Origin of the sequence: Klebsiella sp. 10, assembly GCF_018223925.1 — a bacterium.
Lineage (GTDB): Bacteria > Pseudomonadota > Gammaproteobacteria > Enterobacterales > Enterobacteriaceae > Klebsiella > Klebsiella pneumoniae.
Map to the genome: position 1 here is coordinate 168,690 of NZ_JAGRRB010000001.1, position 14,340 is coordinate 183,029.

Here is a 14,340-nt window from a genome sequence, read left to right on the forward strand (position 1 = left end):
TGGGCATGACATGGGGAGATGGTGGTGGGGGAAGGATTACTCGGCGCTAAAGCGCCTCGCCCTTCGGGCCGTTGCCTGCGGCAACGTTCTCTCGCTGGCGCTCGAGTCGAACCTTAGTCGAAGCTTCTCATCCTTCCCCATGGGGCAGAATATAGAATATCGTAGAATAATTGGATTGAGGTGTTTTTTAAGAAGATGGTGGTGGGGGAAGGATTCGAACCTTCGAAGTCGATGACGGCAGATTTACAGTCTGCTCCCTTTGGCCGCTCGGGAACCCCACCAGGGGTAAAAACACATTGTAGGTTATTCAGCAAAATGAATGGTGGTGGGGGAAGGATAACTCGTCGCTATCTCTCCTCGCCCTTCGGGCCGTTGCCTGCGGCAACGTTCTCTCGCTGGCGCTCGAGTCGAACCTTAGTCGAAGGTTCTTACCCTTCCCGCTAAGTGCAAACATCGTTTACGCTTGTCGGGGAAACCATATCACTGTAGTGAATAATGGTGGTGGGGGAAGGATTCGAACCTTCGAAGTCGATGACGGCAGATTTACAGTCTGCTCCCTTTGGCCGCTCGGGAACCCCACCACGGGGTAATGCTTGGTACTGGCCTGCTTCCTTCTCGGGAAGCGGGGCGCATCATACCAAATGATGCGCCCCTGTAAAGCATTCGTTTGACAAAAATAAACTGGTTGCCTGATTTTTACACGTAACGCCGTAAAGCTAACCAATTCATTTCTCAGTCGATTAAAGAATAATCGTCCGGTTACCGTAAACGAAGACGCGCTGCGCCAGTACCTGATACAGCGCCCGGCTCAAGACGTTTTTTTCAACATCGCGCCCAGCGCGCATCATATCTTCTGCGGTATAAGTATGATCGACGTGAATCACGTCCTGCATGATGATCGGGCCTTCATCCAGATTGTCATTCACGTAGTGGGCGGTAGCGCCAATGATTTTCACGCCGCGCTCATAGGCCTGATGATAGGGACGGGCGCCGATAAACGCCGGCAAAAACGAATGGTGGATATTGATGATTTTGTTCGGGAAGCGGGCGACAAATTCTGGCGTCAGGACGCGCATATACTTGGCCAGCACCACGTAATCCGGTTCGTGGGCGGCGATAGCATCGCCCATTCGCTGATCATGTTCTTCGCGGCTCAGTCCTTCATGGCTGACCAGCTCAAACGGAATACCAAAGCGCTCTACCAACGAGCGCAGGGTGTCATGGTTGCCGATAACCGCGGCAATATCGACATCCAGCCCGCCGTAGTTGGCTTTCATCAGCAGATCGCCCAGACAGTGCGCCTCTTTCGTCACCAGAATCACCACCCGGCGACGGCCTGCCGGATTCAGTTCGCGGATGGAGCCTTCAGGCAGGGCGCTGTCGAGATCGGCCAGCAGAGTAGCGTCGTTAAAAATGCCTTCCAGTTCGGTGCGCATAAAGAAACGACCGGTACGGTGGTCAACAAACTCATTGTTCTGCACAATGTTGAGTTCATGCTTGTAGCAGATATTGGTGATACGCGCGATGAGGCCTTTCTGATCAGGGCAAATAGTGCGTAGTACTTTACGTTGTAATGAATGCATCGCGAGGAAAATCCTGTAATGTTTGCAAGCGCTGCGCCAGCGTTACTGGCCGCAGCATTTTTTAAATTTTTTACCTGAGCCGCAGGGGCAGGGGTCGTTACGGCCAATCAGCGGTCGTGTCCCGTCGATATAGTACCACTGTCCATTTTCTTTTAAGAATCTGGAACGTTCAATAATGGCGCCAGGGCGGTTATTGTCATTAAAGCGGGCGACAAAGCTGACAAAACCTTCATTTGGAGCTCGCCCCTCATCACTGGCGAACAGGGTTAAGCCCAGCCATTCGGTCTGGGAAAACCCTTTCTCCAGTTCGGCGCGAAATTGCTGCGCCTGACAGGACGGGTGCCAGGTTTTGATTAGATAGTCAGCGTCTTTCATGACGAACGCGCTATAACGGGAGCGCATAAGCTGTGACGGGCCCGGCGCAAGCTCAGCGCCGGACAGATATCGCTGGCAACATGAGCTATACTCCAGTGCGCTGCCACAGGGGCATAATTGCGACAAAACTGCCTCCATGGAAGAAAGAGTAACGGCGCTTCTACGCCAAAGGGCATTATGTTAACTGAGCCGTGACAATGTTGCCACGCTCAGAGTCGAAGGATAGTTATTAGTACTAATGAGAAAGCTTAAAATTGGTCTGGCGCTAGGTGCGGGAGCCGCCCGCGGATGGTCGCACATTGGCGTCATCAACGCCCTCCAGCGAGCCGGTATTGAGATTGATATCGTAGCCGGTTGTTCTATCGGTTCGCTGGTAGGGGCGGCGTATGCTTGTAACCGACTCCCGGCACTCGAATCATGGGTCTGCTCATTCAGCAACTGGGATGTCCTGAAGCTGATGGATCTCTCCTGGCGCCGGGGGGGACTGCTGCGGGGGGAAAAGGTATTCAATCATTACCGCCGCATTATGCCCGTCACCGAGATTGAACGCTGCGAGCGCCGGTTTGCCGCTGTTGCCACCAATTTAAGCACCGGTAGGGAGCTGTGGTTTACCGAAGGCGATCTACATTTAGCCATTCGCGCCTCCTGCAGTATGCCGGGGTTAATGTCGCCAGTAAGGCATAATGGTTACTGGCTGGTCGATGGCGCGGTGGTCAATCCGGTTCCTGTGTCGCTCACCCGGGCAATGGGAGCGGATATTGTGATTGCCGTCGACCTGCAACATGATGCCCATCTTATGCAGCAGGATTTGTTCTCCCTTGAAACGCCGCGGCAGGAAGCGGAAGAGAAGGAGGGGCCATGGCATACTCGTCTGCGCGCGCGCTTGACGCGAATGAGTTCCCGCCGTACGGCCGTGACGCCGACGGCGATGGAGATCATGACCACATCTATCCAGGTACTGGAAAACCGTCTTAAACGCAATCGTATGGCGGGTGACCCGCCGGATATCCTGTTGCAGCCATACTGTCCGCAAGTTTCGACGCTTGATTTTCATCGCGCCGGAGAGGCGATTGCCGCGGGGCAACTGGCGGTAGAAAAGAAAATGGATGAATTATTACCATTAGTGCGTACAGCCGTTTGACGTACGAGTTACTGACTTAAGCAAATTCTGACAGGCGATAGTGAGAATAGCGTGCCACTATTGAATTATCGTCAGCCAGGGGAGATATCATGACGCAGCCATTGGCGGGAAAACAGATTCTGATAGTTGAAGACGAACCCGTTTTCCGCTCACTCTTGCATGGATGGCTGACCTCGCTGGGAGCAACAACCTTCCAGGCGGAAGATGGCAAGGATGCCCTGCATAAAATGACGGAGGTGCATCCGGACCTGATGATTTGCGACATTTCTATGCCGAGAATGAACGGTCTGGAGCTGGTGGAAACGCTGCGTAACCGCGGCGAACAGTTACCGATCCTGATGATCTCCGCCACCGAAAACATGGCGGATATAGCTAAAGCGTTGCGACTTGGCGTCCAGGACGTGCTGTTAAAGCCAGTAAAAGATTTCGATCGCCTGCGCGAGACCGTTTACGCCTGTCTCTATCCCGCGATGTTCAGTTCGCGCGTGGAAGAGGAAGAGCGTTTATTTGAGGACTGGGATGCGCTGGTCAGTAATCCCATCGCCGCTTCAAGACTATTGCAGGAATTACAGCCGCCGGTGCAACAGGAAATGTCGCACTGCCGCGTTCATTATCGACAACTGGTGTCGGCAGACAAGCCCGGTCTGGTACTCGATATCGCGCCGCTTTCGGAAAATGATTTGGCTTTCTATTGTCTGGATGTCACACGCGCAGGCGATAATGGCGTGTTGGCAGCATTATTGCTGCGCGCGTTGTTTAATGGTCTGCTGCAGGAGCAACTGGCGCACCAGGGACAACGGCTACCAGAAATGGGAAGTTTGTTAAAACAGGTGAATCAACTGCTGCGTCAGGCAAATCTTCCGGGCCAGTTCCCTCTGTTAGTAGGGTATTACCACAGCGGGCTGAAAAATTTAATTCTGGTGTCAGCGGGACTTAATGGCACGCTGAATACAGGGGAGCATCAAATTCAGATTAGTAATGGCGTTCCTTTGGGGACGCTGGGTGATGCTTATCTTAACCAAATTAGCCAACGCTGCACCTCGTGGCAGTGCCAAATTTGGGGGGCTGGCGGTCGTTTACGCTTAATGTTGTCTGCGGAATGAGCAATTGCGTTTATATCTAAGCAGACGGGATTACCTCTTGCCCTTTAGCGGTGGTAACATCGAGCAGTTTTATGCGTAAAAGTCCTAATTCGAGGCTATCGGCAGCTTTTCAGACCAGTAAATACGCGGTTGACTGATATACTCGACACGTTATTTGTAACGAGAAGTTTAAAAAACAAACAGTCCAGGAGATTTCAATGGCTGCCCTTAATTCTAAAGTCACAAAAGCGGTTATCCCGGTTGCGGGATTAGGCACCAGGATGCTGCCGGCCACCAAAGCGATTCCAAAAGAAATGCTGCCGCTGGTAGATAAGCCGTTAATTCAGTACGTTGTTAATGAATGTATCGCTGCAGGAATTACTGAAATTGTTCTGGTAACGCACTCGTCGAAAAACTCTATCGAAAACCATTTCGATACCAGTTTTGAGCTGGAAGCGATGCTGGAAAAACGTGTAAAACGCCAGCTGCTGGAAGAAGTGCAGTCTATTTGCCCGCCGCACGTGACTATTATGCAAGTTCGTCAGGGCCTGGCGAAAGGTCTGGGTCACGCGGTGCTGTGCGCCCATCCGGTAGTGGGAGATGAGCCGGTCGCGGTTATTCTGCCAGACGTTATTCTGGATGAATATGAATCCGATCTGAGCCGCGATAACCTCGCTGAGATGATCTCTCGCTTCGATGAGACTGGCGCCAGCCAGATTATGGTTGAACCTGTCGAAGACGTAACCGCTTATGGCGTGGTTGACTGCAAAGGCGAATCCCTGAAGCCGGGCGAAAGCGTACCGATGGTGGGCGTGGTTGAGAAGCCAAAAGCTGACGTTGCGCCGTCCAACCTGGCGGTGGTGGGGCGTTATGTCCTCAGCGCCGATATCTGGCCGCTGCTGGCGAAAACCCCTCCGGGCGCTGGTGATGAAATTCAGCTGACTGACGCCATTGATATGCTGATCGAGAAAGAAACGGTTGAAGCTTATCATATGAAAGGCAAGAGCCATGACTGCGGTAATAAGCTTGGCTACATGCAGGCGTTTGTCGAATATGGTATTCGTCACAAAACGCTGGGCGACGATTTTAAAGCCTGGCTGGAAACGGCGGTAGCGAAGTAATCCGCCGCGCGGTTGAAAGTACAAACCGGGAGCGCATCTGCGACTCCCGGTTTTTTTATATCGGCCCTGAGGGCAAAAAAAATCCCGCCGCAGCGGGATTTTTTATAGCGATCAACGGAGATTAGATCAGGAAATCGTCCAGTGATTTACCTTGCTCATCCATTGCTTTTTTGATCACAGCCGGGGTACGGCCCTGACCGGTCCAGGTTTTGGTTTCACCATTTTCGTCAACATAGCTATATTTAGCCGGACGTGCAGCACGCTTGGTTTTGGTACCGGCTTTAACGGCAGCCATGGTGCTCAGCAGTTCATTCGGATCAATACCGTCAGCAATCAGCATTTCACGGTATTGCTGCAGCTTACGCGTACGCTCTTCAATTTCTGCCGCGGCAGCGTTTTCTTCTTCACGGCGCTCGTTAACGACGACTTCTAATTTTTCCAGCATTTCTTCGAGCGTTTCCAGGGTGCATTCTCTTGCCTGCGCACGAAGAGTACGGATGTTGTTCAAAATTTTAAGTGCTTCGCTCATTGTAGTAATCTCAAACTTATATTGTGGGGTGGTTTGTTGAACTAATAATAGAGCGATAAAATGCGTTGTGCAATAGGGGGGAATGTAAGGAATTCAAAATTACTGGTTATTTGTCGCGAGAATTAATTAATTTAAGTTAAAATTCCCGTGCCGCTTCACATCTTTCATCGCTTATAGCGATGAGGCGAAGGCAAGCTAAAACATTGAGACGGTATGCTTTTTGAGAGGTTCAGTGAGAGAAATGATCCTTTACATGGGTAAATAACCCTCGTCAGTATTAGCGCATTTTTGGTTACAAGGCTTAATATAAAACAACCGGCAGCCCTGCTTATAGCCCATGGGCAACCGGTCTATAAGCACGAAAAGACAATGGTTACCGCGCCAGTAGCGTAACGGGGCGTACAAATAGTGGCCCTGAAAATTCAATTCCTCTTCTTAATCCTTTCGGTTTGCAGGCCCTTCAGCTTCGCGACAATACCCCTGCTGAAAGCGCGGCTGCGCGCATAAAATATGGTACAATCGTCGCCGCGATAAAACACTTTGATTGGGGTCACGCAGCCGATGGCACAACTTTATTTCTACTACTCTGCAATGAATGCAGGTAAGTCGACCGCTCTGTTGCAATCTTCGTACAATTACCAGGAGCGGGGGATGCGTACCGTCGTTTATACCGCTGAGATTGATGACCGCTTTGGCGCCGGAAAAGTCAGTTCACGTATCGGGCTCTCCTCGCCGGCCCGATTGTATAATCCACAGACCTCGTTATTTGACGATATTGCGGCGGAGCACCAGCTAAAGCCGATTCACTGCGTGCTGGTGGATGAAAGCCAGTTTCTGACGCGTGAACAGGTTCATGAGCTGTCCGAAGTTGTCGATACGCTGGATATTCCGGTGCTTTGCTATGGGTTGCGGACGGACTTTCGCGGTGAGCTCTTTACCGGCAGCCAGTATTTACTGGCCTGGTCAGATAAGCTGGTTGAGCTGAAAACGATCTGCTTCTGCGGCCGCAAGGCCAGCATGGTATTGCGCCTCGATCAGGAGGGGCGTCCTTATAATGAGGGTGAGCAGGTCGTCATCGGCGGTAATGAGCGGTACGTATCGGTCTGCCGTAAGCATTATAAAGAGGCGCTGAGCGTCGGTTCGTTAACCAAGGTACAAAACCAGCACTGTCCCTGCTGATACCCTCAGAAGCTCGTACAGGCGCCTGTGGGCGCCTTTTTAATGTCTGCTATAGGTTGGCGTAGCTGGCGATAAAGAATGGCTGATAGCGGGGATAAAAAAAGCCCCGTCAGGTGACGGGGCTTGTCGCGATGCTATCGCTGTTGGTTAAGCGGATTTTTTCGCTTTTTTCTCAGCCTTTACCGGAGCAACTTCGGCTTTCGCACCGGCTTCGCCTTCGACGAATTCGCGGCCGTAGTAGGTATCCAGCAGGATCTGTTTCAGTTCGGAGATCAGCGGGTAGCGCGGGTTAGCGCCGGTGCACTGGTCATCGAATGCATCTTCAGACAGTTTATCAACGTGGGCCAGGAAGTCAGCTTCCTGAACGCCAGCTTCGCGGATAGATTTCGGAATACCCAGCTCAGCTTTAATGCTTTCCAGCCATGCCAGCAGTTTCTCGATTTTCGCTGCGGTGCGGTCGCCTGGTGCGGAGAGGCCCAGGTGATCGGCGATTTCAGCGTAACGACGACGAGCCTGCGGACGGTCGTACTGGCTGAACGCGGTCTGCTTGGTCGGGTTGTCATTCGCGTTATAGCGGATAACGTTGCAGATCAGCAGGGCGTTGGCCAGACCGTGCGGAATATGGAACTGGGAGCCCAGTTTGTGCGCCATCGAGTGACACACGCCGAGGAAGGCGTTAGCGAACGCGATACCGGCGATAGTCGCGGCACTGTGTACGCGCTCACGGGCAACCGGGTTCTTGGAACCTTCGTGATAGGAAGCCGGCAGGTACTCTTTCAGCAGTTTCAGCGCCTGCAGCGCCTGGCCGTCAGAGAACTCAGAAGCCAGTACGGAAACGTAAGCTTCCAGGGCGTGAGTCACCGCATCCAGACCACCGAACGCACACAGCGATTTCGGCATATCCATCACCAGGTTGGCATCGACAATGGCCATATCCGGGGTCAGCGCGTAGTCTGCCAGCGGGTATTTCTGACCGGTCGCGTCATCGGTCACCACGGCGAACGGCGTAACTTCAGAACCGGTACCGGAAGTGGTAGTGATCGCCACCATCTTGGCTTTGACGCCCATTTTCGGGAACTTGTAGATACGTTTACGGATATCCATAAAGCGCAGCGCCAGTTCTTCGAAGTGGGTTTCCGGATGTTCGTACATGACCCACATGATTTTCGCCGCATCCATCGGGGAACCGCCGCCCAGGGCGATGATCACGTCTGGTTTAAAGGAGTTCGCCAGGTCGGCACCTTTACGTACGATGGTCAGCGTCGGGTCAGCTTCAACTTCGAAGAAGACTTCCGTTTCAACACCCGCTGCTTTCAGTACGGAAGTGATCTGATCGGCATAGCCGTTGTTGAACAGGAAGCGGTCAGTCACGATCAGCGCGCGTTTGTGACCATCGGTAATCACTTCATCCAGTGCGATTGGCAGGGAGCCACGACGGAAGTAGATAGATTTCGGAAGTTTGTGCCACAACATGTTTTCAGCTCGCTTAGCAACGGTTTTCTTGTTGATCAGGTGTTTCGGACCAACGTTTTCAGAGATGGAGTTACCACCCCAGGAACCACAACCCAGAGTCAGGGAAGGCGCGAGTTTGAAGTTGTACAGGTCACCGATACCACCCTGAGAAGCCGGGGTGTTGATCAGGATACGCGCGGTTTTCATCATTTGGCCGAAGTAAGCCACGCGAGCCGGCTGGTTGTCCTGGTCGGTGTACAGGCAAGAGGTGTGACCGATACCGCCCATGGCGACCAGTTTTTCTGCTTTGGCTACCGCGTCTTCGAAATCTTTTGCACGGTACATAGCCAGCGTCGGAGACAGTTTTTCGTGAGCAAACGGCTCGCTCTCGTCAACGTTGGTCACTTCACCAATCAGAATTTTGGTGGTGGCCGGCACGGTGAAGCCTGCCAGTTCAGCGATTTTGGCCGCTGGCTGACCAACGATAGCCGCGTTCAGCGCGCCATTTTTCAGGATAATGTCCTGAACGGCTTTCAGCTCTTTACCCTGCAGCAGGTAGCCGCCGTGGCTGGCGAAACGTTCGCGAACCGCGTCATAGACTGAATCAACCACCACAACGGACTGCTCAGAAGCACAGATCACGCCGTTATCGAAGGTTTTAGACATCAGTACGGACGCTACGGCACGTTTGATGTCGGCGGTTTCATCAATGACTACCGGGGTGTTACCGGCGCCGACGCCGATAGCAGGTTTACCGGAGCTGTACGCTGCTTTCACCATGCCTGGGCCACCGGTCGCCAGGATCAGGTTGATGTCCGGGTGATGCATCAGCGCGTTAGACAGTTCTACAGACGGCTGATCGATCCAGCCAATCAGGTCCTTCGGCGCGCCGGCCGCGATGGCAGCCTGCAGCACGATATCAGCCGCTTTGTTGGTGGCTTCTTTTGCACGCGGGTGCGGAGAGAAAATGATGGCGTTACGCGTTTTCAGACTGATGAGCGATTTGAAAATGGCTGTTGAAGTCGGGTTAGTGGTCGGTACGATACCGCAGATGATGCCGATAGGCTCAGCAATAGTGATGGTGCCAAAGGTGTCGTCTTCTGACAGAACGCCACAGGTTTTTTCGTCTTTATAAGCGTTGTAAATGTATTCGGAAGCAAAGTGGTTTTTGATCACTTTGTCTTCAACGATGCCCATGCCGGATTCGGCTACGGCCATTTTGGCGAGAGGGATTCGAGCATCTGCAGCGGCCAGAGCGGCGGCGCGGAAGATTTTGTCGACTTGTTCTTGAGTGAAACTGGCATATTCACGCTGGGCTTTCTTGACACGCTCAACAAGCGCGTTCAGTTCAGCGATATTAGTAACAGCCATAATGCTCTCCTGATAATGTTAAACTTTTTTAGTAAATCAGTCGCTCGATTCGACATTATAGACAGGCCGTTAACAGCTTGCATGTAAATGTTTATGTAGAAAAATCAGGGCGCTGTTTCACCGATTTACTAAAAAAGCTTTATCTCTTTCGCTTTCAGGTACTGCTGCCTTCCACTCTGTTGGTGTCATCAAGATTACTCACTTCTGAGTACAAATTACGTGATTTAGATCAAGTATTGTCGCTGCTGATACCTTTCAGCTGGCTGCTTTTTGACCGGTTCGATCAAGTGTGATGGGAGGGTTTTGAAATTAAAAAAACGATTAGCATTAAATATACAAATGGCTAACATTCGATACATATCACCGGGTTATGCATATTTATAATGAATATTGCAGGTAAAAAGCGTATGTTTCGCGCAGTTATTTTATGCTGTTAACAGTCAACCGCCAATTTTGATGATGCTGCGGAGCCCAATGTGACTCAATCACTGTTCGATTTTTCTGCATATTTCAAGTTTTTCATCGGCTTATTTGCCCTGGTTAACCCGGTTGGCATTATTCCGGTATTCATCAGTATGACCAGCTATCAGCCGGCTGCGGTGCGTAATAAGACCAACCTCACCGCCAACCTGTCGGTGGCGATCATCCTCCTGACGTCGCTGTTCCTCGGCGATGGCATTCTGCAGATTTTCGGTATCTCCATTGACTCCTTCCGTATCGCCGGCGGCATCCTGGTGGTGACCATCGCGATGTCGATGATCAGCGGTAAGCTCGGCGAAGATAAGCAGAACAAGCAGGAAAAGTCGGAGACGGCGGTCCGGGAGAGCATCGGCGTCGTTCCTCTCGCGCTACCATTAATGGCCGGGCCAGGGGCAATCAGTTCAACTATCGTCTGGGGGACCCGGTACCACTCCTGGGTGCATCTGGTCGGGTTCTCACTGGCGATAGCGGTATTTGCCCTCTGCTGCTGGGGGATTTTCCGTATGGCGCCGTGGCTGGTCCGTTTGCTGGGGCAGACGGGAATCAACGTCATCACCCGTATTATGGGCCTGTTGCTGATGGCTCTCGGCATTGAGTTTATTGTGACCGGGATTAAAGCGCTTTTCCCAGGGCTGCTGAGTTAGTTCGTCGCCAGCAGGCGGGGAGTCTCGCTTCACGCCTGCGCGATTATTAGCAAAACCTATTAGCCAACGCGGAACTGGCGGTAGGGATAATATTTTGCGATATCGCTATTAATTTCATATTTTTCATTAAGATATGAAATATTTCTCTTAACATTCTCCTCACGCCTCCCACTCCTGTGATGTTATTTTCCTCACATCATTCTCTGGTACTTGCTGTCGGATCATCGAAATGATATTAGTAATTTTAACAAGGCGGCAGATGAATGTGCTAAAAAGTAATCTATTGTTAAATTTTTGTACAAAAAACCATCTTGTGGTCGCTGCTCTGAATGTCGGCTGATGAAATTATCGTAATGCTCTGATAAATAATAATATTTTTACATCGACGTTTTATGGCAAACGCTTGTCACGCTGGCAAAACCGGCAATAAAAGAGAATTCGGTAACATATTTGCAAATTGCATTGGCGGAGGTGTTTACCTTTTGGTACTTTCCGCCGTTATCGTCTGCTGAATTATGTACGCAAATGAGAATTATTTTTAATTAACTCATTTCGCCAGAACGACCCTCCAGCGAGGGCAACGAATCGACGTTAAGACTGCCGTTCGAGCGGTCGTAATAAATAAGTCGGTGATAGCAATCTGCCAATCGCAAACTCCTGCGTTGGACAGAACCCGAAAACGGGAAAAACAGGCTGGTTAAAAAACCAGTAATTATAATGACTGGAGTTACAACACAATGACCATCATCACTAAAAAGCGTTTAATCGCCGCGGGAGTGCTATCCGCACTGATCGCCGGCAATATGGCAATGGCAGCGGATGTCCCGGCTGGTGTGCAGCTGGCAGAGAAGCAAACCCTGGTACGTAATAGCGGCGCCGAGCCGCAATCGCTGGACCCAAATAAAATCGAAGGGGTGCCAGAGGCCAATATTAGCCGCGACCTGTTCGAAGGTTTGCTGAATACTTCGCCGAAAGATGGCCACCCGATCCCTGGCGTGGCGGAGAGCTGGGATAATAAAGATTTTAAAGTCTGGACCTTCCATCTGCGTAAAGATGCAAAATGGTCTAACGGCGAGCCGGTTACCGCCCAGGACTTCGTATACAGCTGGCAGCGTCTGGTGGATCCGAAAACCGCGTCTCCTTATGCCAGCTATCCGCAATATGGTCATATCGTTAACGTCGACGAAATCATTGACGGCAAGAAAGCGCCGAGCGAGCTGGGCGTAAAAGCCATTGACGACCACACGCTGGAAGTCACCCTCAGCGAACCGGTACCCTATTTTTATAAACTGCTGGTTAACCCGGCGATGTCTCCCGTCTACAAACCGGCCATCGAAAAATTTGGCGAAAAGTGGACGCAGCCTGGCAATATCGTTACCAACGGCGCGTATACTCTGAAAGACTGGGTGGTCAACGAGCGGATCGTGATGGAGCGTAACCCGCACTATTGGGATAATGCTAAAACCGTCATTAACACCGTTACCTGGCTGCCGACCTCTTCCGAAGTGACCTATGTTAACCGCTACCGCAGCGGTGAACTGGACATGACTTATAACCAGCTGCCGATCGAACTCTTCCAGAAGCTGAAAAAAGAGATCCCCAACGAGCTGCACGTTGACCCCTATCTGTGTACCTATTATTACGAAATCAACAACCAGAAGGCCCCGTTCACCGACGTGCGCGTGCGTACCGCGCTGAAGCTGGGTCTGGATCGCGATATTATTGCTAATAAGGTGAAAGGACAGGGCGATCTGCCGGCCTACGGCTACACCCCACCGTATACCGATGGCGCGAAGCTGAGCGAGCCGGAATGGTTTACCTGGTCGCAGGAAAAACGCAACGAAGAAGCGAAGAAACTGCTGGCCGAAGCCGGCTATAGCGCCGATAAACCGTTGACCTTCAACCTGCTGTATAACACCTCTGATTTGCACAAGAAGCTGGCAATTGCCGCCGCCTCGCTGTGGCGTAAAAACCTGGGCATTGACGTGAAGCTGGTCAACCAGGAGTGGAAAACGTTCCTCGATACCCGTCATCAGGGCACCTATGACGTGGCGCGTGCGGGCTGGTGCGCCGACTATAACGAGCCAACCTCTTTCCTGAACACCATGCTCTCTGACAGTTCAATGAACACCGCGCACTATAAGAGCCCGGCGTTCGACAAGATTATGGCTGAATCCGTAAAAGCATCCGATGAAGCGCAGCGCACGGCGGCCTATGCGAAAGCAGAGCAGCAGCTGGACAAAGACAGCGCGATCGTACCGGTCTATTACTACGTTAACGCCCGCCTGGTGAAACCGTGGGTCGGTGGCTATACCGGTAAAGACCCGATGGATAACGTCTATACCAAAGACCTCTACGTTATCAAACATTAATGGCAATACGTGGAGCGGGTCTCGGCTCGCTCCATCGTGTCTTATTTGAGAGCAGTGCAAAGGCACACGCCAGAAGGTACGGGCAATGTTAAAATTTATCTTACGTCGCTGTCTGGAAGCGATTCCGACGCTATTTATTCTTATCACCATCTCATTCTTCATGATGCGTCTGGCGCCGGGAAGTCCTTTTACCGGGGAACGCACGCTACCGCCGGAAGTCATGGCGAATATTGAAGCAAAATACCATTTAAACGACCCTATCATGACGCAGTACTTCAATTATCTGAAGCAGCTGGCGCATGGCGATTTTGGTCCCTCTTTTAAATACAAAGATTATTCCGTCAACGATCTGGTGGCCGCCAGCTTCCCGGTTTCAGCGAAACTGGGCTTCGCCGCCTTTTTACTGGCGGTGGTGATCGGCGTTGCCGCCGGGGTGATAGCCGCCCTGAAGCAAAATACCCGCTGGGACTACGCGGTGATGGGGGTAGCCATGACCGGCGTGGTTATTCCGAGCTTTGTGGTCGCGCCGCTGCTGGTGATGATCTTTGCCATTACCCTGCACTGGCTGCCGGGCGGCGGCTGGAACGGCGGGGCGCTGAAATTTATGATCCTGCCGATGGTGGCGCTTTCCCTGGCCTATATCGCCAGCATCGCGCGTATTACTCGCGGCTCAATGATTGAAGTGCTGCACTCTAACTTTATCCGCACCGCGCGGGCGAAGGGGCTGCCGATGCGTCGCATTATTCTGCGCCATGCGCTGAAGCCGGCGCTGCTGCCGGTGCTCTCCTATATGGGGCCAGCTTTCGTGGGCATCATCACCGGCTCAATGGTCATTGAAACCATTTACGGCCTGCCGGGGATCGGCCAGCTGTTCGTTAACGGGGCGCTTAACCGCGACTACTCGCTGGTGCTCAGCCTGACGATCCTCGTTGGCGCCCTGACTATCCTGTTCAACGCCATCGTTGACGTGCTGTACGCCGTTATCGATCCGAAGATTCGCTACTGAAGCCG

The 14,340-nt window shown here is 52.0% G+C and carries 13 protein-coding genes, 2 tRNA genes and 2 other RNA genes; 8 read left to right on the forward strand and 9 right to left on the reverse strand.

Annotated elements, in window-relative coordinates; translation table 11 throughout:
* Positions 1-19: 19 nt before the first annotated feature.
* The 6 genes from KHQ26_RS00835 to KHQ26_RS00860 form a co-directional block, all read right to left on the reverse strand.
* A non-coding RNA gene (locus KHQ26_RS00835) (RtT sRNA) lies at positions 20-152 on the reverse strand.
* 44 nt (positions 153-196) lie between these two features.
* Positions 197-281: transfer RNA gene (locus KHQ26_RS00840), tRNA-Tyr, on the reverse strand.
* A 39-nt stretch (positions 282-320) separates the two neighbouring features.
* A non-coding RNA gene (locus KHQ26_RS00845) (RtT sRNA) lies at positions 321-453 on the reverse strand.
* 43 nt (positions 454-496) lie between these two features.
* Positions 497-581, reverse strand: a tRNA-Tyr gene (locus KHQ26_RS00850).
* A 159-nt stretch (positions 582-740) separates the two neighbouring features.
* Positions 741-1,583: a formyltetrahydrofolate deformylase gene (gene purU / locus KHQ26_RS00855; protein WP_004151854.1), complete on the reverse strand. Its 843-nt coding sequence runs from the start codon at positions 1,581-1,583 to the stop codon at positions 741-743.
* Between the two features lie 42 nt (positions 1,584-1,625).
* The gene (locus KHQ26_RS00860) at positions 1,626-2,084 is read right to left on the reverse strand and encodes a YchJ family protein (protein ID WP_002910109.1); all 459 of its coding nucleotides are present in this window, start codon (positions 2,082-2,084) and stop codon (positions 1,626-1,628) included.
* Positions 2,085-2,196: 112 nt separating this feature from the next.
* On the opposite strand from KHQ26_RS00860, the gene rssA reads away from it, so the two are divergent.
* The 3 genes from rssA to galU all read left to right on the forward strand — a co-directional run bounded on the left by rssA (position 2,197) and on the right by galU (position 5,302).
* Entirely contained in the window at positions 2,197-3,099 is a 903-nt protein-coding gene (gene rssA / locus KHQ26_RS00865; RefSeq protein ID WP_002910108.1) for a patatin-like phospholipase RssA, read from the forward strand.
* Between the two features lie 89 nt (positions 3,100-3,188).
* On the forward strand, positions 3,189-4,202 hold the full coding sequence (gene rssB / locus KHQ26_RS00870; RefSeq protein WP_004175574.1) for a two-component system response regulator RssB: 1,014 nt from the start codon (positions 3,189-3,191) through the stop codon (positions 4,200-4,202).
* A 197-nt stretch (positions 4,203-4,399) separates the two neighbouring features.
* The gene (gene galU / locus KHQ26_RS00875; protein WP_004175577.1) at positions 4,400-5,302 is read left to right on the forward strand and encodes a UTP--glucose-1-phosphate uridylyltransferase GalU; all 903 of its coding nucleotides are present in this window, start codon (positions 4,400-4,402) and stop codon (positions 5,300-5,302) included.
* A 121-nt stretch (positions 5,303-5,423) separates the two neighbouring features.
* Here the strand turns inward: galU and hns are convergent, their stop codons facing one another.
* Together hns and KHQ26_RS00885 are read right to left on the reverse strand one after the other, a co-directional pair.
* Positions 5,424-5,831: a histone-like nucleoid-structuring protein H-NS gene (hns, locus tag KHQ26_RS00880; RefSeq protein WP_002910103.1), complete on the reverse strand. Its 408-nt coding sequence runs from the start codon at positions 5,829-5,831 to the stop codon at positions 5,424-5,426.
* Positions 5,832-6,253: 422 nt separating this feature from the next.
* Complete coding sequence (locus tag KHQ26_RS00885; RefSeq protein ID WP_032410367.1) at positions 6,254-6,385, reverse strand: hypothetical protein; 132 nt, start codon at positions 6,383-6,385, stop codon at positions 6,254-6,256.
* A gap of 7 nt (positions 6,386-6,392) precedes the next feature.
* Here KHQ26_RS00885 and tdk point away from each other — a divergent pair, with 7 nt between their 5' ends.
* Complete coding sequence (gene tdk, locus KHQ26_RS00890; protein WP_020476683.1) at positions 6,393-7,010, forward strand: thymidine kinase; 618 nt, start codon at positions 6,393-6,395, stop codon at positions 7,008-7,010.
* Between the two features lie 147 nt (positions 7,011-7,157).
* Here tdk and adhE read toward each other — a convergent pair whose 3' ends face one another.
* Positions 7,158-9,833, reverse strand: coding sequence for a bifunctional acetaldehyde-CoA/alcohol dehydrogenase (gene adhE, locus KHQ26_RS00895; protein ID WP_002910097.1), 2,676 nt, complete (start codon positions 9,831-9,833; stop codon positions 7,158-7,160).
* A 77-nt stretch (positions 9,834-9,910) separates the two neighbouring features.
* Between adhE and KHQ26_RS00900 the strand changes: the two genes are divergently transcribed.
* The 4 genes from KHQ26_RS00900 (at position 9,911) to oppB (ending at position 14,335) form a co-directional block, all read left to right on the forward strand.
* Positions 9,911-10,126: a hypothetical protein gene (locus KHQ26_RS00900; protein WP_004145398.1), complete on the forward strand. Its 216-nt coding sequence runs from the start codon at positions 9,911-9,913 to the stop codon at positions 10,124-10,126.
* Positions 10,127-10,309: 183 nt separating this feature from the next.
* A complete protein-coding gene (locus KHQ26_RS00905) occupies positions 10,310-10,957 on the forward strand; it encodes a YchE family NAAT transporter (RefSeq protein WP_002910095.1) in 648 nt (215 codons plus the stop codon).
* A 737-nt stretch (positions 10,958-11,694) separates the two neighbouring features.
* Positions 11,695-13,329 (forward strand): oligopeptide ABC transporter substrate-binding protein OppA, encoded by a 1,635-nt coding sequence (gene oppA, locus KHQ26_RS00910; protein ID WP_004148754.1) that lies wholly within the window; start codon positions 11,695-11,697, stop codon positions 13,327-13,329.
* Between the two features lie 85 nt (positions 13,330-13,414).
* Positions 13,415-14,335: an oligopeptide ABC transporter permease OppB gene (oppB, locus tag KHQ26_RS00915; RefSeq protein WP_002910089.1), complete on the forward strand. Its 921-nt coding sequence runs from the start codon at positions 13,415-13,417 to the stop codon at positions 14,333-14,335.
* Positions 14,336-14,340 lie beyond the last annotated feature (5 nt).

Bases quoted from the DNA above. Each gene is read 5' to 3' on its own strand.
- oppA (WP_004148754.1), top strand. From the start codon at position 11,695: ATGACCATCATCACTAAAAAGCGTTTAATCGCCGCGGGAGTGCTATCC.
- hns (WP_002910103.1), bottom strand. From the start codon at position 5,831: ATGAGCGAAGCACTTAAAATTTTGAACAACATCCGTACTCTTCGTGCG.
- rssB (WP_004175574.1), top strand. From the start codon at position 3,189: ATGACGCAGCCATTGGCGGGAAAACAGATTCTGATAGTTGAAGACGAA.
- tdk (WP_020476683.1), top strand. From the start codon at position 6,393: ATGGCACAACTTTATTTCTACTACTCTGCAATGAATGCAGGTAAGTCG.
- rssA (WP_002910108.1), top strand. From the start codon at position 2,197: ATGAGAAAGCTTAAAATTGGTCTGGCGCTAGGTGCGGGAGCCGCCCGC.
- adhE (WP_002910097.1), bottom strand. From the start codon at position 9,833: ATGGCTGTTACTAATATCGCTGAACTGAACGCGCTTGTTGAGCGTGTC.
- purU (WP_004151854.1), bottom strand. From the start codon at position 1,583: ATGCATTCATTACAACGTAAAGTACTACGCACTATTTGCCCTGATCAG.
- oppB (WP_002910089.1), top strand. From the start codon at position 13,415: ATGTTAAAATTTATCTTACGTCGCTGTCTGGAAGCGATTCCGACGCTA.
- galU (WP_004175577.1), top strand. From the start codon at position 4,400: ATGGCTGCCCTTAATTCTAAAGTCACAAAAGCGGTTATCCCGGTTGCG.